Below are 21,409 nucleotides of genomic sequence, written 5' to 3'. Positions count from 1 at the left end.
TTTCGACCGTGCGGGGTGTCACCGTGCCGGAGTGTCAGTGACACGTGGCAGCCTGTCGCCCATGGACATCGTCGCAACGATTCTGCTGGCCCTCGGCGCACTCGTCGTCGGCGTGCTGCTGGGGTGGCTCGGCCACGCGCAGCGTGTTGCGCCCGCGCAGCGCGACGCGGACATGGAGGTCGCGCGCCTGCGGGCCCAGGCCGAGTCGGCCGAGCAGCGGATCGCCGCCGCGCAGCACCGCGCGGACGAGCAGATCGACGCCGCACGGGAGCGCGCCACCGAGCAGATCACCGCCGCCCGCTCCGAGCAGGAGCACGCCCGCCGCCAGTTCCAGGCGCTGGCGGGCGACGCGCTGGACGCCAACAGCAAGCGTTTCCTCGAGCTCGCGGAGGAGCGGCTCAAGCGGTCCGCGTCGGACGGCGAGCAGTCGCTCGCCAAGCGCGAGGAGGCCGTGAAGTCTCTGGTGGACCCGCTGACCAAGGCCGTGGAGCTGGTGCGCAGCGAGGTGCTGCAGGCGGAGAAGGCCCGTATCGAGGGCCAGGGTGCGCTCGTCGAGCAGATGCGCAACGTCGCCGAGGTCTCGACCGAGCTGCGCAACGGCACGGCGGACCTCGTCACGGCGCTGCGTTCGTCGCAGACGCGCGGCGCGTGGGGCGAGCTGCAGCTGCGCAAGGTCGTCGAGTCCGCGGGCATGATCAACCGGGTCGACTTCACCGAGCAGGCGCAGGTCACCACGGAGGACGGCGAGGTGCAGCGCCCCGACATGGTCATCAACCTCGCCGGTGGCAAGCGTGTGGTCGTGGACTCCAAGGTCGCGTTCCTCGGCTTCCTGGAGGCCCAGCAGTCCGACGACGCCGCGTACCGCGAGCAGCGCCTCGACGCGCACGTGCGCCACATGCGCAAGCACGTGGACGACCTGGCCGGCAAGAAGTACTGGAACCAGTTCGAGCCCGCACCCGAGTTCGTCGTGATGTTCGTGCCCGCCGAGGCGTTCCTGTCGGCGGCCCTGGAACGCGCGCCGGAGCTGCTGGAGTACGCGGTGCAGAAGAACGTCATCATCGCGACGCCCACCACGATGCTCGCCCTGCTGCGTACCGTCGCGTACGCGTGGCGCCAGGAGTCACTGGCGGAGAACGCTCAGAAGGTGCTCACCGTCGGCAAGGAGCTGTACGCGCGGCTGGTCACCATGACGCAGCACGTCACGAAGATGGGGCGCTCCCTGGAGTCGGCCACGAAGGACTACAACAGGCTCATCGGGTCGCTGGAGCGCAACGTGCTCACCTCGGCCCGCCGCATGGTGGAGCTCGACGTGGTCGACGAGAAGGACCTCATCGCGGAGCCGAGGGGCATCGAGGAGGTCCCGCGTCCCATCACCAAGGCCGAGCTGCTGGCGGCGGACGACGGCGACGTCGTCGCGATCGACCGCGCACAGGACACCGACAGCATCCTGGTGCAGGCGCTCGAGGTCACCGAGCTCGCGACCACCGACAAGCGCGCGTTCGAGGCGGTAGAGAAGAAGTCGTCGGACAACGAGGACACGGCCGCCGTCGGACAGGCGGGCTGACAGGGCCGGACGACCAGCAGCCGAACAGTCGAGAACGGGGTTGTGTTCGCCGCAGGCCTCCTGCGGAACACAACCCCGTTCTCATCATGCCGGTGAACCGCACGCCAGCGGTGGGACAGAAGGGCCTCAGGCCTGCGGAAGCTCCGGCCGGGCCTCACGACGCGGACGCTTGGGCTCCTCGCCCGCGGCCTTGAGCCCCGCACGCAGCTCGCGCGGCAGCGAGAACATCAGGTCCTCGGTCGCGGTCCGGACTTCGTCGACCGTGCCGAAGCCGTGGTCGGCGAGGTGCGCGATGACGTCCTCGACAAGGATCTCGGGAACCGAGGCACCCGAGGTCACGCCCACCGTGGTGACGCCCTCGAGCCACTCGTCCTTGATCTCGGTCTTGCGGTCCACACGGTACGAGGCCTTGGCCCCGGCCTGGAGCGCCACCTCGACGAGCCGCACCGAGTTGGACGAGTTGGCCGAGCCCACGACGATGACGAGATCGCACTCGGGCGCCAGCTTCTTCACGGCCACCTGGCGGTTCTGCGTGGCGTAGCAGATGTCGTCGCTGGGCGGGTCCTGCAGGGACGGGAACTTCTCGCGCAGCCGGCGCACGGTCTCCATCGTCTCGTCGACCGAGAGCGTCGTCTGCGAGATCCACACGACCTTGGCGGGGTCGCGGACCACCACCTGGTCCACCTCGTCCGGCGAGTTCACGATCTGCACGTGATCGGGTGCCTCGCCGGCGGTGCCCTCGACCTCCTCGTGACCGGTGTGCCCGATCAGCAAGATGTCGTAGTCGTCCTTCGCGAACCGGACGGCCTCCTTGTGCACCTTGGTGACCAGGGGGCAGGTCGCGTCGATCGTGTCCAGGCTCCGCGCCACGGCCGAGGCGCGCACCGCGGGCGACACCCCGTGCGCGGAGAAGACGAGCCTGCTGCCCTCCGGCACCTCGTCGGTCTCGTTGACGAAGATGGCGCCACGTTCCCGCAGCGTCTCCACCACGTGCTTGTTGTGCACGATCTCCTTGCGCACGTAAACGGGTGCGCCATAGGTCTCCAGTGCCTTCTCGACGGCGACGACCGCACGGTCCACGCCCGCGCAATAGCCGCGGGGCGCAGCCAGCAGGACGCGCTTGGTCTTGGTCTCAGCAGGACGCTCAGGGCTCGTGACACTCACAGGTGCAGTCTAGGGGCGGCGTGCGGAGAGCTTGTGTCGGTGGTGGGTGGCAGGGTTGGACACGTGACGGAACCCACCCAGCGACCACTCCCCGCAGAGATCCCTCTGAAGGCGCTCGACACCACGCCCTCCACCCCCTGGCCGGTGCGTGTGCTCTCGGAGAAGATCAAGGGCTACATCGACAAGATGCCGCCGGTCTGGGTCGAGGGGCAGGTCGTGCAGTTCAACCAGCGCCCCGGTTCCGGGATGCAATGGCTCACACTCCGTGACACCGAGGCCGATGCGTCGCTCCCTGTGACGATCTTCTCGCGCGTCCTCCTCACGCTGGCGCAGCCGCCGGCGGAGGGCGACCACGTGGTCATCCATGCCAAGCCCGTGTTCTGGACCAAGCGCGGCACGCTGCAGATGCAGGCCAACGAGATCAAGGCTGTCGGCGTCGGCGAGCTGCTCGCCCGGATCGAGGCCCTCAAGAAGGTCCTCGCGGCGGAGGGCCTGTTCGACCTGTCACGCAAGCGGAAGCTCCCCTTCCTGCCCGCGGTCGTCGGGCTCGTGTGCGGACGCGAGTCCAAGGCCGAGCACGACGTGGTGGTGAACGCCCGGGCCCGCTGGCCCCAGGTGCGGTTCGAGATCCGCGAGGTGGCGGTCCAGGGCGTCAACGCCGTGCGCGAGGTGTCGAACGCGATCGCCGAGCTCGATCAGGACCCCCGGGTCGACGTCATAGTCGTCGCACGGGGCGGCGGCTCCGTCGAGGACCTGCTGCCGTTCAGCAACGAGTCGCTGGTCCGCGCCGTCGCGCAGGCCCGCACTCCCCTGGTCAGCGCGATCGGCCACGAGACCGACGCGCCACTCCTCGACCTGGTCGCCGACTACCGCGCCTCCACGCCCACCGACGCGGCCAAGCGGATAGTGCCCGACGTGTCGGAGGAGCGCCTTCGCCTCACCCAGGCCCGCAGCCGGATGCGCGGCGCGATCGCGGCCATGATCGACCGCGAGCAGCACGGGCTCGACGGCGTCCGCTCCCGCCCGGTCCTCGCCGCGCCGCACACGATGCTGGAGGCCCGGGAGCGCGACATCGTCCAGTCGCTCCGGCACAGCAGGCACGCCCTGAGCACGCTGCTGCTGCGCGCGAGCGGTGAGATCGGGCGGCTCGGCGCCCAGGTGCGGGCGTTGTCGCCGGCATCGACGCTGGAGCGCGGCTACGCCGTCGTACAGCGTGCCGACGGCCACGTGGTGCGGCGGCCCGACGACGTCGCGGTCGGGGCCGGCGTGCACGTCCGCCTCGCGGAGGGCGCGCTGGACGCCGAGGTCACCGCGACAACTCCCTAAGATGAGGCGGCCAGTAGAGGACAGAACCTGTCCTCTTCGGCTGACACTGTAGGTGTCATGAACCAGGACAGCGCACTCACCCCGTTCCGCATCGACGTTCCGCAGGCCGACATCGACGACCTCCAGGACCGGCTCGCACGGACCCGCCGCCCGCTCCCGGTGCCGGGTCGGGACGACCGCACGGACTTCAGCCGCGGCATCCCCCAGGCCTACCTGACCGAGCTCGCCGAGTACTGGCGCGACGGGTTCGACTGGCGCGCGCAGGAGGCCAAGCTCAACGAGCACGAGCAGTTCACGACGGTCGTCGACGGCCAGACGTTCCACGTCGTCCACGCACGTTCGGCGAACCCCGAGGCCACCCCGCTCATCCTGTGCCACGGCTGGCCGGGCTCGTTCGTCGAGTACCAGCGTCTGATCCCGCTGCTGACCGACGACTTCCACGTGGTCATCCCGTCGCTGCCCGGGTTCGGGTTCTCAACCCCGCTGTCGGGGACCGGCTGGGAGCTGGCACGCACCACCGAGGCGTACGCCGAGATCATGACGCGGCTCGGCTACGAACGGTTCGCCACGCACGGCACCGACATCGGTGCGGGCGTCACCGGCCGGCTCGCTGCGGTCCACCCGGAGCGCGTGATCGGCACCCACGTCGGGAGCGACGGCAGGATGCTGGGCATGGTCGGCGACAAGTTCCCGTACCCCGACGGGCTGACCGAGGACGAGATCGCCCAGATCGAGGCGATCCGCACCGAGGACATCGCCGAGCGTGGTTACTTCGAGATGCAGAACCACCGCCCCGACACCATCGCGGCGGCCCTCAGCGACTCGCCCGTCGGCCAGCTCGCGTGGATCGCCGAGAAGTTCCAGACCTGGACCAACCCCCGGCACGCGACCCCCGACGAGGCGGTCGACCGCGACCAGCTGCTCACCAACGTCAGCTTGTACTGGTTCACCCGCAGCGGAGCATCGAGCGCGCAGTTCTACTACGAGTCGGAGCACTCGGGCCTCGGCTGGGCCGGGGCGTCCGATGTACCCGCCGCCTGGGTGGTGTTCGACACCCACCCGCTCATGCGTCGCGCGCTCGACCCGTGGAACGCGATAAGCCACTGGAGCGACTTCACCGAGGGCGGCCACTTCCCCGCGATGGAGGAGCCCGAGCTGCTCGCGAACGACATCCGGGACTTCTTCAGCGCACTTCGCTGATCAGCTCGGCCTGTTCCTCCGGCTCGCCCGACTGATCCGTTGGGCCTGCTTCTCCGTCCAGCCGTCCCATCCGCCGCTCTGCCGGTCGAACGAACGGACCAGGGCCAGCAGCGCGGCTCCCACTCGCTCGTCCAGCTCCGGGTCGTGCAGGTGGATCTCGTTCCACATCAGCTTGAGCTCCAGGAGCGCCCGGCCGCGTGTGCGCCAGATGATGCGGCCGGGCGAGCGTGGCACGTCGGACATGCTGAACACCGCAGCGACCCAGACAAAGGGCAGCAGCGGAGAAAAGAGCCACCACGTGCACCACCAGACGAGCCGGCCCTTGTAGCCCACCAGGTCGGGCTCACCGGGCCGGCTCACCGTCCACCGGGTGCGAAGTCCCTTGCTGAACGCCTTGGCGCGCTCGATCGTGCACAGCAGCTCGCCCTGCGGACCGAGCACCTGGTAGACGGCGACGCCGTTCGCGCCGGAGACGGTACCGACAGTGGCAGACAGCGCTTCACGGTGCTCGTCCGCCCACAGCACGAAGGACCGAGCGCCCGTGCGCCGCGCCGCGAGGTAGGCAGATACGCCGCCCGGCGGCAGCTCCCGCTCCACGTGGGCGATCGTGCGGGTCGATCCCTGCGCCGCGAACACGTCGATGTGATGCCAGACCGCCCCGGTGCCCTCGGCCGGGGGCTGCTCCCCCTGATGGACGGGCTTCGTGTGCAGCTTCAGCCTGCGCGTCGTGCTGTGTCCCACGTGGTGTCCCCTCGTGCCGCCTCCTCGTCGGCACGAGGAGTGATGGATCGTACTCACTCCTCGCGGCCGGCTCGCCGGCCCTCGGCGAATTGGGATGATCAGACCCGGCGCGCCACGAACACCCACTCCAGACCCGGCCGGTCGGGCGCGTCCAGCACCTCGGCGACCTCGAACCCGGCGGCGACCAGCGTCGCCTCGGTCTCGTCCCGCTCGCGGAACCGCAGGGTCGAGACCGAGGTGACCACGTCGTCGCCGGGCAGCACGCCGGGCGGGAAACGGTAGGACTGCTGGAAGGTGACCAGCGGGAGCGCCACCTCCAGCAGGTCGTTCCACATCTCCACCTCGCCCACCCCGGGGATGTCGCGGCGGACGGACCGGAGCTCGCGGGTCCACCCGAGCCAGGCCTGCCGCGCCGGCACGCGGGTCTCGAACACGAGCACGCCACCGGGGCGGAGCGCCGAGTGGACCGCCGCGAGCGCCCCTGCCCACTCGGCGTCGGTGGTGAACACCTGCGCGACGTTGCCGGTCATCGTCGCGAGGTCGGCGGCGAGGTGCAGGCCAGCGACGGCGTCGGCCCCGCCCTCGACCCAGGTGACGGTGTCGGCACCGGGCTTGCGGCGGGCCACCTCGAGCGAGGCGGCGGCGGGGTCGACGCCGGTCACGCGCAGGCCGCGCTCGGCAAGGAGGAGGGCGAGCACCCCGGTCCCGCAGCCGACATCGAGGACCGTTCGGGCGCCGAACCGTGCGGCGAGGTCGGCGTACAGGCCGAGGTCGCTGCGGTCGTCGTCGAAGGAGTCGTAGAGCCGCGCGAGCCGAGGATCCACGAAGATCGGGTCGGGTGTGGTCATGGCAACATGTTTACCCGCCGTGAGACCGGGCCCAAGGACATTCGGTCGGTTACGGTCGATACGGCACCAGAAGGAGAGCACGATGACAGGTGACGTTGACACCACGCTCGACGACGCGGCAGCGGTGTTCGCCACCGCCCGCAGGCGACTGTTCGGCATCGCGTACCGGATGCTCGGCTCGGCGGCCGAGGCGGAGGACGTCGTGCAGGAGACGTGGGTGCGGTGGCAGACGACCGACCGTTCGGTGGTGGTGAACCCGCAGGCGTTCCTCACCACCGCCGCGACGCGGCTGGCGATCAACGTGCTGCAGAGTGCACGGTCGCGCCGCGAGACCTACGTGGGGCCGTGGCTGCCCGAGCCCGTCGACACGAGCGAGGACCCGACGCTCGGCGCGGAGCGGGCGGAGGCCCTGGACGTCGCGCTGCTGGTGCTGCTCGAACGGCTGACCCCTACCGAACGCGCTGCCTACGTGCTGCGGGAGGCGTTCGACTACGCGTACCCGGAGATCGCGCGGATCGTCGGGGTGTCGCCCGCCGCCACGCGCCAGCTCGTGAGCCGGGCGCGCAAGCACATCGCGTCGGAGCCGCGCAACACGGTGACCAGCACGGAGCGCCGCGCGCTCCTGGAGGCGTTCCTCGCCGCGGCCCGGGTGGGCGACGTCGAGCGGTTGGAGCGGCTGTTCGCCGAGAACGTCGTCACGCGGGCCGACAGCAACGGGACCGCGAAGCACGTCGCACGGGTCGCGGTGCAGGGCAGGCACAAGGTGGCGCGGGTCCTGTCCTCGTTCGCGGAGGTCTTCTGGGCCGGTATCACGACGCGGCCGATAGAGGTCAACGGCGAGGAGGGCATGGCGATGGAGCGGGACGGCGAGCTGGTGGGCATCCTTGCGGTCACCGCGTCGTCCGACGGCCTGCACGAGCTCATGTGGCAGCTGAACCCGGAGAAGATCGACCCGTTCCGGCGGGCCCGGGCAGGCCGGGCCGCGCCGGAGGGTTCGCGCTGAGCGTTACGCCTGGGCCTTCCGCCACTGCTCGTAGCTGACCTCGCCCAGCAGGGCCTCCCCGTGCGGCACGAGCTCGCCGTCCTCGAGCGCCGCGCCGAAGTACGTGGCGCCCGGGTCGGTGCGGACCTCGCGCGGGTCGTCCTTCGACGCCAGGTAGGTGCGCACGATCTCGTCGAAGCCGAAGACCTCCGGTCCGGCGATGTCGATGGTGCCGTTCAGCGGGGTGCCGACGGCGGTCCTGGCGACGAACCGGGCGACGTCCGCCGAGGCGATGGGCTGGAAGCGGACCGGCGCCATGTGGACCACGCCGTCGACGGTCGCCGTGTCGGCGATCGAGCCGAGGAACTCGAGGAACTGCGTGGACCGCACGATGGACCAGCCCGCGTCGGAGGCCTTGACGAGGTTCTCCTGCACGATCTTGGCGCGCATGTAGCCGGCGTCGACGCCCTCGGCCCCCACGATCGAGAGGATCACGTGGTGCTGCACTCCCGCCTTCGCCTCGGCCTCGAGCAGGTTGGTGGTCGAGGTGCGGAAGAAGCTGGTGACGTCCTCCTCCGCGAACGAGGGCGAGTTGCTGAGGTCGATCAGCACCTGTGCGCCCTCGAGCACCTCCGGCAGGCCCTCGCCGGTCAGGGTGTTCACGCCGGTCTGTGGCGAGGCTGCCACCGCTTCGTGCCCGTGTTCGCGCAGATTGTTCACGACCTGGCTGCCTACGAGGCCGGTGCCGCCGATGACCACGATCTTCATGGTGTGCTCCCCATTCATGTCCGGGACGTTCTCGACGAGCCGGACGGCCCGTCATGAGTTCGACCGGGATCGCCCCGGATCTGTGACGGGCCGCACCGGGCGCGGTGCGGCGCGCGCCCCGGCCACCGTGGCGTGGGACCGTTACGGTTCGCTGGTGACGACCATCCGACACGTACTCTTCGACGCCGACGGCGTGCTCCAGGAGATCCGAGACGGTTTCTTCGCCTCGGCCACGCCGCTGCTCGGCGAGCGCGCCCCCGAGATCCTGACCCTCGCCTCGGCCTACGAGCGGCCGCTGCTGGGGGGCGACGACGACTTCCTGCCTGTGCTCGCCGAAGTCCTGCGGCAGTACGACGTCGATGTGCCGGCCGCCGACCTGTTCGAGGCCGTCTGGCTGAACATCGCCACGTCACCGGCCTCGCTGGACCTGGTCCGTGGGCTGCGCGACGCCGGGTACGGCGTGCACCTCGGCACCAACCAGGTCCGGCGCCGGGCCGAGTACATGCGGGCCGAGCTGCCCTACGACGAACTGTTCGACGTCAAGCTCTACTCCTGCGACCTCGGGGTGGCGAAGCCGGACGTCGCGTTCTTCCAGAAGGCCGCGACCCGGATCGGGGCCGATCCGGCGGCGATCCTCTTCATCGACGACCACTCCCCCAACGTCACCGGCGCCCGGGCGACCGGGATGGCTGCCGTGGACTGGCGCCTCAAAGAGGGGCACGACGTCCTGCTGGAGCGGCTCGCCGAGCACGGCGTCGCGCCCGCCTGAACCCGCCTACCGCTCCCGTTCGACCCGGCGCTCGTCCCACACGGGCTCCGAGGTCTCGCGCACGACGCCGTCGGACCCGAAGACCAGGTACCGGTCGAACGAGCGCGCGAACCAGCGGTCGTGCGTCACGGCCAGCACCGTCCCGTCGAACGACTCCAGCCCGTCCTGGAGAGCCTCGGCCGACTCGAGGTCGAGGTTGTCGGTGGGCTCGTCGAGGAGGAGCGCCGTCGAGCCGGCGAGCTCGAGCAGCAGGATCTGGAACCGCGCCTGCTGGCCGCCGGACAGCCTGTCGAAGGGCCGGTCCGCCGCCTCGGTGAGCTCGTAGCGTCGCAGCCGGGCCATCGCCTTGCCCTTGTCCTGCGCGTGGTCCTCCCACAGGATGTCGAGCAGCGCACGGTCGAACAGCTCAGGGTGTGCGTGCGTCTGCGCGAAGTGGCCGGCGACCACCCGCGCCCCGAGCTTCCACGAGCCGGTGTGCGCGACGTCGCCACCCGCCAGCAGCCGCAGGAAGTGCGACTTGCCGGAGCCGTTCGAGCCCAGCACGGCCACCCGCTCGCCGTAGAAGACCTCCAGGTCGAACGGCTTCATGAGCCCGGAGAGCTCCAGCCCTTCGCAGGTCACGGCCCGCAGGCCCGTGCGCCCACCGCGCAGGTTCATGGTGATGTCCTGCTCACGCGGCGGCTCGGGCGGCGGGCCGACGTCCTCGAACTTCCGCAGCCGCGTCTGCGCCGCGTGATAGCGCGAGGCCATGTCGGGGCTGCTCGCCGCCTGGTTGCGCAGCGTCAGGACCAGCTTCTTGAGCTGGGCATGCTTCTCGTCCCAGCGACGGCGCAGCTCCTCGAACCGCGCGAACCGCTCGCGTCGGGCGTCGTGAAACGTGGAGAAGCCGCCACCGTGCACCCAGGCGTCCGCGCCCGCGGGGCTCGGCTCCAGCGACACGATCCGGTCCGCCGACCGCGACAGCAGCTCCCTGTCGTGCGACACGAACAGGACGGTCTTCTTGGTGGCCTTGAGCTGCTCCTCCAGCCAGCGCTTTCCCGGAACGTCCAGGTAGTTGTCCGGCTCGTCGAGCAGCAGCACCTCGTCGGTGCCGCGCAGCAGCGCCTCCAGCACGAGCCGCTTCTGCTCACCGCCCGACATCGTCCGCACCTCGCGGAACTGCACCCGGTCGTACGGCATGCCGAGCGCGGCCATGGTGCAGACGTCCCACAGCGTCTCGGCCTCGTAGCCGCGCACCTCCGCCCAGTCCGAGAGCGCCTGCGCGTACGCCATCTGGGCGGCCTCGTCGTCGACCGTCAGCATCCGGTGCTCGGCCTCGTCGACGGCGCGCGCCACCTCGCGCAGCCGGGGTGCGGACACGGACACAAGCAGGTCGCGCACGGTGGTCTCGTCGCGCACGGAGCCGACGAACTGGCGCATGACGCCGAGCCCACCGCTCACGGCCACGGAACCGGCGTGCGGCGCCAGCTCGCCGGTGATGATGCGCAGCAGAGTGGTCTTGCCGGCACCGTTCGGCCCGACGATCGCCGTCGCACTCCGCTCACCCACGCGGAACGAGACGTCACCCAGCAACGTCCGGCCATCCGGCAGGTGGTATTCGACGTGCGCGACTTCGAGATGGCCCATGGGACACCATGGTCCGACGTCGGACCGGCCGAAGCCAAACTCATTCCTGTGGACGGACGCCGCAGATGTCGGTGGCGTGCTGTTGACTGTCTCCCGTGAGTACAGATGCTGCGACCGGAACCGATCCGGTGAGGAACGCTCCCGACGTCGCGACGCTCAGCTATGAGCAGGCGCGCGACGAGCTCGTGCAGGTGGTCGGCCGCCTGGAGACCGGCGGCGAGCCGCTGGAGGCGTCGCTCGCGCTCTGGGAGCGCGGCGAGGCCCTGGCCGCACGCTGCCAGGAATGGCTCGACGGCGCCCGCGAGCGCCTCGCCGCCGCGCAGCAGGGGTCTCTCTCGTCGGCCGAGTCGCCGGAGGACGCCGAGTGAGCGGGTACGTCCTCGCCGTGGGCGAGGCACTCGTGGACGAGGTGCACCGGCCCGACGGCTCCTCCGCCGAACATCCCGGGGGGAGCATCGCCAACGTCGCGCTCACGCTGGGCCGCCTGAGCCGGGAGGTCCGGCTCGCGACCTGGCTCGGCGCCGACGCACGGGGCGACCTGGTGCGCGCATGGCTCGCCGAGTCCGGTGTCGCGCTCGTGCCGGGCAGCGACGGCGCGGAACGCACCAGCGTCGCGGTCGCGACGCTGGACGAGAGCGGCTCCGCCACCTACGACTTCGATCTGGCGTGGCGCGTCCCCGCCGAGGCCCTGCCGGGTGCTGACACCAGCGCCGAGGCGAGCGCCCAGGTCGGCGGCAGCGCTGCCCTCGCGGTCCACACGGGCTCGATCGCGGCGATCCTCGAGCCGGGCGCCACCGAGGTGCGGCAGGTCCTCGAGGCGGCGCGGGCGACGTCGACCACCACGTACGACCCGAACGCGCGGCCCGCGATCATGGGCCCCGCCGAGGAGGTGCGTCCGCGTGTCGAGGCGCTCGTGCAGCTCTCCGACGTGGTGAAGGTGAGCGACGAGGACCTGGCCTGGCTCTACCCCGGTACCGACCCCGTCGCCGTCGCACGCGACTGGCAGCGCGGCACGCCCGCGCTGGTGGTGGTCACGTTCGGCGGCAAGGGCGCGGTAGCCGTGTCCGACGCCGGTGCGGTCGAGGCGGTCGCCCCGCGGGTGGAGGTGGTCGACACCGTGGGTGCCGGCGACTCGTTCATGGGTGCGCTCATCGACGGCCTGTGGGAGCACGACCTGCTCGGCGCCGACCGGCGCGGTGCGCTCGACGCCGTCGACGTCGCGACCGTGCAGCAGATCCTGGACCGCTGCTGCGCCGTCGCGGCCATCACCGTGTCCCGGGCGGGAGCCAACCCGCCTCGCCGTGAGGAGGTAAGCCGATGACCGTGGTACCAGAGCGGATCAGCCCGCGTGACGCGTGGGCGCTGCTGCGCTCCGGCAACGACCGCTTCGTCGCGGACGCTCCGGCCCACCCGTCCCAGGGCGCGGCCCGACGCCGCGAGCTGCAGGCCGCGCAGCACCCGCACACGGTGATCTTCGGCTGCTCGGACTCCCGGGTCGCCGCGGAGATCATCTTCGACCAGGGCCTGGGCGACGTGTTCGTGGTCCGCACCGCGGGCCACGTCGTGGACACCACGGTGATCGGCTCCATCGAGTACGGGGTCGACGTGCTCGGCGCGTCCCTCGTCGTGGTGCTGGGGCACGACTCCTGCGGTGCCGTGGCCGCCGCCGCGCACACGCTCGCGACGGGTGAACAGCCCGGCGGGTTCGTGCGGGCCGTGGTGGACCGCGTGATCCCGTCGATCGTCAACATCACCTCGGGTGACCCGGCCAAGGCCATGGACGCCCTGTCCGACCAGAACGTCCTGCGCCGGGAGCACGTGAAGCACACCGTCGGGATGCTGCACAGCTACTCGGCGGGCCTGGCCAAGGCGGTCGAGGAGGGCAGGTGCGCGGTGGTCGGTCTCGAGTACGACCTCGCGGAGGGCAGCGCACGCATGGTCAACGTGATCGGGGAGGTCGGCGAGCTGCCCGCGGCCCTGCCGCGGACCGACTGACAGGCGCGACGGGGGCCGGGGTGACACGAGTCACGTGCTCAGGTGCGTCGGCGGGGCGCGGCTGCGGCACGATAGAACCATGACTGCTGACACCGTCGTCCCGTCCGGCGACACCGAGTTCCGTATCGAGCACGACACCATGGGTGAGGTGCGCGTCCCGAAGAACGCCCTCTACCGCGCCCAGACGCAGCGTGCCGTCGAGAACTTCCCGATCTCCGGCACCCCCCTCGAGCGTTCGCACATCGAGGCCCTGGCCCGCGTGAAGAAGGCCGCCGCCACCGCGAACGCGGAGCTCGGCGTGCTCGACAAGGACATCGCCGAGGCGATCGTCGCCGCCGCGGACGAGGTCGCCTCCGGCAAGCACGACGGCCACTTCCCGATCGACGTCTTCCAGACCGGCTCGGGCACATCGTCGAACATGAACACCAACGAGGTCCTCGCGACGCTCGCCACTGCCGCGCTCGGCAAGGACGTGCACCCGAACGACCACGTCAACGCGTCGCAGTCGTCGAACGACGTCTTCCCGACCTCCGTGCACGTCGCCGCGACCTCGGGTGTCGTGAACGACCTGGTCCCGGCGCTCACCCACCTGGCGGAGGCACTCCAGGCGAAGTCCGTGGAGTACGCGGAGGTCGTGAAGTCCGGTCGCACGCACCTCATGGACGCCACCCCGGTCACGCTGGGCCAGGAGTTCGGCGGGTACGCGGCCGCCGTCCGCTACGGCGTCGAGCGCCTGCAGTCAGCGCTCCCGCGTGCCGCGGAGGTGCCGCTGGGCGGTACCGCCGTCGGCACCGGTATCAACACCCCGGCAGGCTTCCCGCAGCGGGTCATCGCCCTGCTCGCCGAGGACACCGGCCTGCCGCTGACCGAGGCCCGCGACCACTTCGAGGCCCAGTCGGCCCGCGACGGCCTGGTCGAGCTGTCGGGTGCGCTGCGCACCATCGCGGTCTCGCTGACGAAGATCTGCAACGACCTGCGCTGGATGGGCTCCGGCCCCAACACGGGCCTGGGCGAGATCGCGCTGCCCGACCTGCAGCCGGGCTCCTCGATCATGCCGGGCAAGGTCAACCCCGTCATCCCCGAGGCCGTGCTCATGGTGTGCGCGCGTGTCATCGGCAACGACGCGACCGTGGCGTGGGCAGGTGCCTCCGGCTCGTTCGAGCTCAACGTGCAGATCCCGGTGATCGCCCAGGGCGTGCTGGAGTCGATCCGGCTGCTGTCGAACTCGTCGCGCGTGCTGGCGGACAAGACCGTCGTCGGCATCACCGCGAACGTCGACCGGGCCCGCGCGCTCGCCGAGTCGTCCCCGTCGATCGTGACGCCGCTGAACCGTGTGATCGGCTACGAGGCCGCCGCGAAGGTCGCGAAGACCGCCGTCAAGGAGGGCATCACCGTGCGGCAGGCAGTGATCGACCTCGGCTTCGTCGAGCGTGGCGAGGTCACCGAGGCGCAGCTCGACACCGCGCTCGACGTGCTGTCGATGACGCGCCCGCCGCGGGCCTGACGCTCGGCCCGAGGGAACCACTTCGTCATGAACGTGATCGTTGCGCCTGAGCGTCCGATCCAGGCGCAACGATCACGCTCACAACAATTGGTTTAGGTCAGGCCACCGGGGTTTCTACCGACTCGGCGGCCGGCGCGGCCGCGTCAGCGGTCTTCTCGGCGTCGTTCGACAGCAGGATGAACGCCGCAGCGGCGACACCCACGGTGGCGACGGTGGCCACCGTCGCCGCGATGGCGACCTGGGTGGCGACGGTCGCGACGCCCCACTCGCTGCCGGCGATCTCCTCGGCGCGGTCCTGGGCGGCCTTGCGCTGCTCCTTGCCGACCAGGCCACCGATGAGGCCCGAGCCGTGCAGCAGGGAGATCAGGGTGGCGGTGCGCTCGTCGGGCTCCGCGCCCTCGACGAGAACCTTCGTGAGGTTGGCGCGCAGCGCGGTCTCGTGGCTCGAGTCGGCGGCCGGCCAGCGGGTGATCGGGAGCATGCGGAAGAGCTTGGTCTCCTCCTTCTCGAGAACGCCGCGCTCGACGAGGGCGGCCAGGAGGTTCTCCTCCGCGTTCTCGGAGATGGCCTCGACGATCTTGCGCGCGGGCGCGTCAGGGGCGGCGAGCGCGGCCTGCAGGGCGGCGTCGAGCGCCACGTGGCCGGTGGGCGCGTTGTCGGTGACGAGGATCGTGGCGTCCCCGGCCTTCTCGCGCTCCTCCTTGGTCGCGCCGGCCTCCGGCGCGCCCCGCATGAGGGTCTTGTTCGCGGCGGCGAGGTCCGCGAGGAGTGCGCCGGCGAGGCGAACACCCAGGTTGTCGACGTTGGCGGTCTTGCCCGTCTCGTCGTCGACGGCGAGCAGCAGGAAGTCTTCGGCAATCAGCATGGCCCCGATGCTATATCCGACAAGCGAGACAACGCCCGTATTGAGACAGCCACCCTGGAAACGGGTCACAACTGTCGGCGAGATCCTTTGGTTAGCCTTACCTAAGTCTGCTACTGTCGCTCATGCACTCGAAGAGGCGTACCGCCGGACTGCGGGGCTGGGGGGTTCCGTCCGGCGGCACGCCTCTTCTGTGCCAGGAGTTACGAACATGTCAGACGCTCAGGTCACTGGAGTGACCTGAGCGTCTGACATCGTGCGGCCGGCGCGACCACGGACCCTACGTATCAGACCTCCAGCCGCTCCAGCATGTCGGTCACCAGCGCCGCCACCGGCGACCGCTCGGACCGGGTGAGGGTCACGTGCGCGAAGAGCGGGTGCCCCTTGAGCGCCTCGATGACCGCCGCGACGCCGTCGTGCCGCCCCACCCGCAGGTTGTCCCGCTGGGCGACGTCGTGGGTGAGCACCACGCGCGACCCCTGACCGATCCGCGAGAGCACCGTGAGCAGGACGTTCCGCTCCAGGGACTGCGCCTCGTCCACGATGACGAACGCGTCGTGCAGGGACCGCCCGCGGATGTGCGTGAGCGGCAGCACCTCGAGCATGTCGCGCTCGATGACCTCCTCCAGCACCGCGGGCGAGACCAGCGCCCCGAGCGTGTCGAAGACGGCCTGCGCCCACGGGTTCATCTTCTCGGACTCCGACCCGGGCAGGTAGCCCAGCTCCTGCCCGCCCACGGCGTACAGCGGCCGGAACACGACCACCTTGCGGTGCTTCTGCCGCTCCAGCACGGACTCCAGGCCGGCGCACAGGGCGAGTGCCGACTTGCCCGTGCCGGCCCGGCCGCCGAGCGAGACGATCCCGATGTCCGGGTCGAGCAGCAGGTCGATGGCCACACGCTGCTCCGCCGAGCGCCCGTGGACCCCGAACACCTCCTGGTCACCGCGGACCAGCTGCACCCGCTTGTCCGCCGTCACGCGGCCGAGCGCGGAACCGCCCGGCGAGTGCACCACCATCCCCGTGTGCACGAGGAGCGGCGAGGCGGCCTCGACCGTCGCCGGGTCCAGTGCCGCGATCTCGACCGAGTCGTTGTCCCAGAGAGCGCCCATCTGCTCGTCGGACAGGTCGATCTCGCGCATCCCGGTCCAGCCCGAGTCCACCGCGAGCTCAGCCTTGTACTCCTCGGCCTGCAGGCCGACGGCGGACGCCTTCACCCGCATCGGCAGGTCCTTGGAGACCACCGTGACGCTGTTGCCCTCGGCCGCGAGGTTGGCGGCCACCGCGAGGATGCGGGTGTCGTTGTCGCCGAGCCGGAACCCTGCGGGCAGGACCGTCGGGTCCACGTGGTTGAGCTCCACCCGGAGCGTGCCGCCCGAGTCCCCCACAGGGACCGGTGCGTCGAGGCGGCCGTGCTGGACGCGCAGCCCGTCCAGCATCCGCAGGGCGCTCCGGGCGAAGTACCCGAGCTCGGCGTGGTTCCGCTTGCCCTCCAGCTCCGTGATCACGACGATCGGGAGTACTACATCGTGCTCCGCGAACCGCAACATCGCCTTGGGATCACTCAACAGCACAGACGTGTCGATGACGAAGGTCCTACGTTCGTCACCTGCCGCGCCGGGAGCGGCGTCGGCACTCTGGTCGGACGGACGGGTGGTGTGTGCGGATTGGCTCACTGCGGTTCTCCCTCCGGCGCCGAGGCGCCGTGACAGCCTCGTCACTACCTGGCGAGTACCGCCTGTCGGCGGAACCGACCCGGACGAACCGGGGCTGGTGGATGGGCCGGATGACCGACTCGGTATGCCGCGTCGTGGCACAGAGCCGGGACCGGCCCTTCTCCACGGAGCGAGCACTCCATAGGTTGGCCTCCCGAAGGGGCGACTGGGTGCCGTCCCTGAAATGGAAACTACGCGCACTGCCATCCCATGACCAGACCCGCGCCCCGGCGGGTCGCAAGTTGTCACGAACTGTTCACACGTTGGTAATAACTTGACGATCGCCCCAAGGAATCGTAAAACTCGCTGGAAGGCTCGCCGAAGCGTCAGGATGGGACGCATGGATTCCTTCGCCGTCCTGCTCCGCGCCGTCAACGTCGGACCCGGCCTGCGCGTGACGTCCGCCGACCTGATCGGCGCAGCCGCCGACGCCGGGCTCGGAGCCGCCCGCACCCTCCTCAACAGCGGCAACCTCGTGGTCACGCCGGGCACTTCCGGCGCGTCCACGTCCGCCGACGTCGCACACCTGGTACAGCGCTGCCTCACCGAGCGACTGGGTCAGGACGTGGCCGCCGTCGCCCTGAGTGCCGAGCGGCTGGAGGCGATAGCCCGAGCCAACCCCTTCGCTGCCGCCGCGCGGGATCATCCGGCGCAGCTCCAGGTGCACGTCCCGTTCGGCGACCTGGACGAGGCAGGCATCGCCCGGCTCGACCTGGCCAACGCGGGCCGCGAGCTGCTCGCGACCGGCGCTGGGGTGCTGTACGTGCACTACGCGGACGGGATCGGCCGGTCGAAGCTCACGCCGAAGGTCGTCGACAGGGCAGCCGGGGCACCGACCACCGCCCGGAACTGGAACACGGTCACCAGGCTGCGCGCGGTCTGTGCGGGGCTCGCCTCCGAGTAGGGTGAAGCTCAGGCTGTGCCGGGAAGTCTGGTCGGCGTGGACCGGGTCGACCGCTCCCTTTTCGACGATCCGTAGACCCGAGAGGACCCGCGTTGAGCTCTGACGCCGTCGCCCCCACCCGAATCAAGCGGCTCCGGACCTGGGCCTCCCGTGAGACCACGGGCGGTGCGCTCCTGATCGGGGCCGCGTTCCTCGCCCTGCTCTGGGCGAACTCCCCCTGGCGAGACGCCTACCAGGCACTGTCCGCGACGGTGGTCGGTCCCGCCGCGATCGGGCCGCTGCCGGTTCACCTGGATCTGTCCCTCAGCACCTGGGCCGCGGACGGCCTGCTCGCGATCTTCTTCTTCGTGGTCGGCGTGGAGCTCAAGCAGGAGTTCGTCGCCGGCAGCCTCCGCAACCCGAAGGAAGCGGGCGTCCCGATGATCGCGGCGGTCGGCGGCATGGCCCTGCCCGCCCTGATCTACGTCGCCGTCGTCCTGAGCCTCGGTGCACCCGGCGCCCTGCACGGTTGGGCCATCCCCACCGCCACGGACATCGCGTTCGCGGTGGGCGTGCTCGCCATCTTCGGCCGCGGCCTGCCGACGGCGATCCGGACCTTCCTGCTCACGCTCGCCGTCGTGGACGACCTGCTCGCGATCGTCGTCATCGCGATCTTCTACACCAGCGAGATCCACTGGCTCTCCCTGCTCGGCACGCTCGTCTGCGTCGCGCTCTTCCTGTGGCACGTCCGGTCGCGGAAGCCACGGTGGTTCGTCCTGCTGCCGCTCGCGGTGGTCGCGTGGGCGCTGATGCACGCGTCCGGCGTCCACGCGACCATCTCGGGCGTGCTGCTGGGCTTCACCGTCCCGGCGATCGCCATGCACGGCGAGGCGAAGTCCCGCACCACCCGGTACGAGCATCGGCTCAAGCCCCTCTCCTCCGGCATCGCGCTGCCCGTGTTCGCGTTCTTCGCCGCGGGTGTCTCCCTGGTCGACGGCGACGGTCCGGGCGCCGTGATCGGCCAGCCGGTCGTCGCCGCGATAGCCGCCGGCCTGGTGCTGGGCAAGCTCATCGGCGTGCTCGCGACAACGGCACTGGTCACCCGGATCACGCCCCTGCGGCTGCCCGACGGCATCGGCGTGCGCGACCTGCTGCCCGTGGCATTCCTGGCCGGCATCGGGTTCACGGTGTCACTGCTGATCAGCGAGCTGTCCTTCGGGGACTCGGAGCACACCGACGGGGCCAAGATCGCGATTCTCGGCGCCTCTGTGCTCGCCGCGATCCTCGGCGCGATCTCGCTGCGCTGGGACGCCCGCCGGGCCCGCGCGGCCGACATGAACCTCGACGGCCGGCCGGACCAGGTCCGCAGCTACATAGGCGACACCAAGGACCGCGAGTCCTACTGAGGTTCGCCCGTCCGTCGGTCGAGCTTGTCGGGACCACGTCCCGACAAGCTCGGCCGACGACGGCGCTACGGCGTCAGAGCTCCAGGAGGAGCGCCTCGCCCTGGCCTCCGCCACCGCACAGGCCGACGGCGGCCCGTCCGCCCCCGCGGCGCGCGAGCTCGTGCGCCGCGTGCACCGCTATGCGGGCCCCGGACGCCCCGACGGGGTGGCCCAGGGCGATCCCGCCGCCGTGCACGTTGACGCGGTCCAGCGGAACCCCCAGCGCCTTCGCCGAGACCCCGACCACCACGGCGAACGCCTCGTTGATCTCCACGACGTCAAGGTCCTCGGCGGTCCAGCCCTCCCGCTCCAGGGCCTGGGCGATCGCCCGGGCCGGCTGGGAGTGCAGGGAGTTGTCCGGGCCTGCCACCTGCCCGTGCGCGCGGACCGTCGCAAGCACCGGAACCCCTGCCGCTTCCGCGCGGCCGCGGGTGGTGAGCACGAGCGCCGAGGCGCCGTCGGAGATCTGTGACGAGTTGCCCGCAGTGAGCGTTCCCTCGCCCGCGAACGCGGGGCGCAGCTTCGCCAGCGACTCGGGCGTGGTGTCGGGCCGGACACCCTCGTCGGTGCGCACCTCTACCGGCTCGCCGCGGCGCTGCGGCACCGAGACCGGTGCGAGCTCCGCCTCGAAGACCCCGTCCTTCCACGCCGCCGCGGCCCGCTGGTGCGAGGACGCGGCGATCGCGTCCTGCTCCTGGCGCGAAACGAAGACGTCTCCGGTGTTGTGGTCCTCGGTCGAGATACCCATGGAGACGCCGTCGAACGCGTCGGTCAGGGCGTCGTGCGCCACGGAGTCCAGCAGCTCGGCAGAGCCGTAGCCGAACCCGAACCGCGAACCGGGCAGCAGGTGCGGCGCGTTCGTCATCGACTCCTGCCCGCCCACCAGCACCACTGCCGCCTCGCCGGTCCGCAGCAGCCGGGCGCCGTCGATGATCGCCGTCAGCCCCGAGAGGCACACCTTGTTGACGGTGACCGCCTGGACGTCCCAGGGGACGCCCGCGGCGACCGCCGTCTGCCGGGCCGGGTTCTGCCCGGCACCCGCCTGGATCACCTGGCCGAAGATCACCTTGTCGACATCGGCGGCGAGCGGACCAGCGCCCTCCAGGGCACGCCGCGCGGCTACCGCGCCGAGCTCGACCGCGCTGAGCGTGGCCAGCGAGCCCTTCAGCCGTCCCTGCGGCGTCCGCGCCGCCGAGACGATCACGACGTCGTCTGCGTGGTTGTTCTGAGCGCTGGTCTTGTCAGCGCGGTTCTCCGCACCCGGGGCCGCGCTCGTGGCGCTTGCCGGAGTGTTGATCGGGTCAGTCATGAGACCTCCTTTGGCCGTCGTACTTCAGCGTATCGCCCGGTGCTCAGCACCCCGTAGCCCTCAGACCATCGGCTGGACGAGCTCCACGGTGAGCTCCGGCTCCGTCTTCTCCACCACCTCGTCGGCGGTGACTCCCGGTGCGAGCTCGCGCAGCACCAGGCCGGACGGCGTCACGTCGAGCACCGCCAGGTCGGTGATGATCCGGTTCACCACGCCCTTGCCGGTCAGCGGCAGCGAGCAGGCGTTCAGGATCTTCGGCGACCCGTCCCGCGCCACGTGCTCCATGAGGACGATCACGCGCCCCGCGCCGTGCACCAGGTCCATCGCGCCGCCCATGCCCTTGACCATCTTGCCGGGGATCATCCAGTTGGCCAGGTCGCCCGTGGCGGAGACCTGCATACCGCCAAGGATCGCGGCGTCGATCTTGCCGCCGCGGATCATGCCGAACGACGTCGCGGAGTCGAAGATCGACGAGCCCGGCAGGAGCGTCACCGTCTCCTTGCCCGCGTTGATCAGGTCGGGGTCCACCGCGTCCTCCGTCGGGTACGGCCCCACGCCGAGGATCCCATTCTCGGACTGCAGCACCAGGTGCCGGCCCTCCGGCACGTAGTTCGGCACGAGCGTCGGCAGCCCGATGCCCAGGTTCACGTACATGCCGTCGGTCAGCTCGCGCGCGGCGCGCGCGGCCATCTCCTGTCGGGTCAGTGCCAT

General features: G+C 70.8%; 20 protein-coding genes. 11 read left to right on the top strand and 9 right to left on the bottom strand.

Translation table 11 applies throughout. The features are described 5' to 3' along the window. Positions 1–61 precede the first annotated feature (61 nt). Entirely contained in the window at positions 62–1,564 is a 1,503-nt protein-coding gene (gene rmuC, locus ACQEVI_RS17415) for a DNA recombination protein RmuC (protein ID WP_432901056.1), read from the top strand. Between the two features lie 126 nt (positions 1,565–1,690). Here the strand turns inward: rmuC and ACQEVI_RS17410 are convergent, their stop codons facing one another. Continuing rightward, positions 1,691–2,728, bottom strand: a complete 1,038-nt coding sequence (locus tag ACQEVI_RS17410; RefSeq protein WP_357505627.1) for a 4-hydroxy-3-methylbut-2-enyl diphosphate reductase — start codon at positions 2,726–2,728, stop codon at positions 1,691–1,693. 63 nt (positions 2,729–2,791) lie between these two features. On the opposite strand from ACQEVI_RS17410, the gene xseA reads away from it, so the two are divergent. Both xseA and ACQEVI_RS17400 read left to right on the top strand, forming a co-directional pair. Beyond that, positions 2,792–4,054 (top strand): exodeoxyribonuclease VII large subunit, encoded by a 1,263-nt coding sequence (gene xseA / locus ACQEVI_RS17405; RefSeq protein WP_432901053.1) that lies wholly within the window; start codon positions 2,792–2,794, stop codon positions 4,052–4,054. Between the two features lie 57 nt (positions 4,055–4,111). Then, positions 4,112–5,254: an epoxide hydrolase family protein gene (locus tag ACQEVI_RS17400; RefSeq protein ID WP_432901051.1), complete on the top strand. Its 1,143-nt coding sequence runs from the start codon at positions 4,112–4,114 to the stop codon at positions 5,252–5,254. Here the strand turns inward: ACQEVI_RS17400 and ACQEVI_RS17395 are convergent, their stop codons facing one another. After that, positions 5,255–5,995, bottom strand: a complete 741-nt coding sequence (locus ACQEVI_RS17395; protein WP_432901049.1) for a hypothetical protein — start codon at positions 5,993–5,995, stop codon at positions 5,255–5,257. Positions 5,996–6,093: 98 nt separating this feature from the next. Beyond that, positions 6,094–6,843 (bottom strand): class I SAM-dependent methyltransferase, encoded by a 750-nt coding sequence (locus tag ACQEVI_RS17390; RefSeq protein ID WP_432901046.1) that lies wholly within the window; start codon positions 6,841–6,843, stop codon positions 6,094–6,096. An 82-nt stretch (positions 6,844–6,925) separates the two neighbouring features. Between ACQEVI_RS17390 and sigJ the strand changes: the two genes are divergently transcribed. Beyond that, positions 6,926–7,846 carry an RNA polymerase sigma factor SigJ gene (gene sigJ, locus ACQEVI_RS17385; protein WP_432901043.1) on the top strand — a complete coding sequence of 307 codons (921 nt, stop codon included), beginning with the start codon at positions 6,926–6,928 and terminating at the stop codon, positions 7,844–7,846. Between the two features lie 3 nt (positions 7,847–7,849). On the opposite strand, the gene ACQEVI_RS17380 is transcribed toward sigJ, so the two are convergent. Beyond that, a complete protein-coding gene (locus ACQEVI_RS17380; RefSeq protein ID WP_432901040.1) occupies positions 7,850–8,593 on the bottom strand; it encodes an SDR family oxidoreductase in 744 nt (247 codons plus the stop codon). A gap of 154 nt (positions 8,594–8,747) precedes the next feature. Here ACQEVI_RS17380 and ACQEVI_RS17375 point away from each other — a divergent pair, with 154 nt between their 5' ends. Further along, on the top strand, positions 8,748–9,362 hold the full coding sequence (locus ACQEVI_RS17375) for an HAD family hydrolase (RefSeq protein WP_432901038.1): 615 nt from the start codon (positions 8,748–8,750) through the stop codon (positions 9,360–9,362). A 6-nt stretch (positions 9,363–9,368) separates the two neighbouring features. On the opposite strand, the gene ACQEVI_RS17370 is transcribed toward ACQEVI_RS17375, so the two are convergent. Next, positions 9,369–10,988, bottom strand: a complete 1,620-nt coding sequence (locus ACQEVI_RS17370) for an ABC-F family ATP-binding cassette domain-containing protein (RefSeq protein WP_432901035.1) — start codon at positions 10,986–10,988, stop codon at positions 9,369–9,371. Between the two features lie 95 nt (positions 10,989–11,083). On the opposite strand from ACQEVI_RS17370, the gene ACQEVI_RS17365 reads away from it, so the two are divergent. The 4 genes from ACQEVI_RS17365 to ACQEVI_RS17350 all read left to right on the top strand — a co-directional run bounded on the left by ACQEVI_RS17365 (position 11,084) and on the right by ACQEVI_RS17350 (position 14,487). Then, the gene (locus tag ACQEVI_RS17365) at positions 11,084–11,356 is read left to right on the top strand and encodes an exodeoxyribonuclease VII small subunit (RefSeq protein ID WP_432901032.1); all 273 of its coding nucleotides are present in this window, start codon (positions 11,084–11,086) and stop codon (positions 11,354–11,356) included. Further along, entirely contained in the window at positions 11,353–12,309 is a 957-nt protein-coding gene (locus tag ACQEVI_RS17360) for a carbohydrate kinase family protein (RefSeq protein ID WP_432901029.1), read from the top strand. The genes ACQEVI_RS17365 and ACQEVI_RS17360 overlap by 4 nt, the downstream gene beginning before the upstream one ends. Beyond that, on the top strand, positions 12,306–12,983 hold the full coding sequence (locus ACQEVI_RS17355) for a carbonic anhydrase (RefSeq protein WP_432901026.1): 678 nt from the start codon (positions 12,306–12,308) through the stop codon (positions 12,981–12,983). The genes ACQEVI_RS17360 and ACQEVI_RS17355 overlap by 4 nt, the downstream gene beginning before the upstream one ends. A gap of 79 nt (positions 12,984–13,062) precedes the next feature. Continuing rightward, entirely contained in the window at positions 13,063–14,487 is a 1,425-nt protein-coding gene (locus ACQEVI_RS17350) for a class II fumarate hydratase (RefSeq protein WP_432901023.1), read from the top strand. A 97-nt stretch (positions 14,488–14,584) separates the two neighbouring features. On the opposite strand, the gene ACQEVI_RS17345 is transcribed toward ACQEVI_RS17350, so the two are convergent. Both ACQEVI_RS17345 and ACQEVI_RS17340 read right to left on the bottom strand, forming a co-directional pair. Then, entirely contained in the window at positions 14,585–15,352 is a 768-nt protein-coding gene (locus tag ACQEVI_RS17345; protein ID WP_432901020.1) for a GOLPH3/VPS74 family protein, read from the bottom strand. Between the two features lie 284 nt (positions 15,353–15,636). After that, positions 15,637–16,896 (bottom strand): PhoH family protein, encoded by a 1,260-nt coding sequence (locus ACQEVI_RS17340; RefSeq protein WP_432905980.1) that lies wholly within the window; start codon positions 16,894–16,896, stop codon positions 15,637–15,639. A gap of 505 nt (positions 16,897–17,401) precedes the next feature. Between ACQEVI_RS17340 and ACQEVI_RS17335 the strand changes: the two genes are divergently transcribed. Together ACQEVI_RS17335 and nhaA are read left to right on the top strand one after the other, a co-directional pair. Then, complete coding sequence (locus tag ACQEVI_RS17335) at positions 17,402–17,965, top strand: DUF1697 domain-containing protein (RefSeq protein ID WP_432901017.1); 564 nt, start codon at positions 17,402–17,404, stop codon at positions 17,963–17,965. A gap of 92 nt (positions 17,966–18,057) precedes the next feature. After that, entirely contained in the window at positions 18,058–19,350 is a 1,293-nt protein-coding gene (nhaA, locus tag ACQEVI_RS17330) for a Na+/H+ antiporter NhaA (protein ID WP_432901014.1), read from the top strand. A gap of 73 nt (positions 19,351–19,423) precedes the next feature. Here nhaA and ACQEVI_RS17325 read toward each other — a convergent pair whose 3' ends face one another. After that, entirely contained in the window at positions 19,424–20,698 is a 1,275-nt protein-coding gene (locus ACQEVI_RS17325) for an acetyl-CoA C-acetyltransferase (protein WP_432901012.1), read from the bottom strand. Positions 20,699–20,758: 60 nt separating this feature from the next. Beyond that, on the bottom strand, positions 20,759–21,409 hold the full coding sequence (locus tag ACQEVI_RS17320) for a CoA transferase subunit B (RefSeq protein ID WP_432901009.1): 651 nt from the start codon (positions 21,407–21,409) through the stop codon (positions 20,759–20,761).

Origin of the sequence: Promicromonospora sp. CA-289599, assembly GCF_050936155.1 — a bacterium.
GTDB lineage: Bacteria > Actinomycetota > Actinomycetes > Actinomycetales > Cellulomonadaceae > Promicromonospora.
This window is presented reverse-complemented; position numbering and strand designations above follow the sequence as displayed.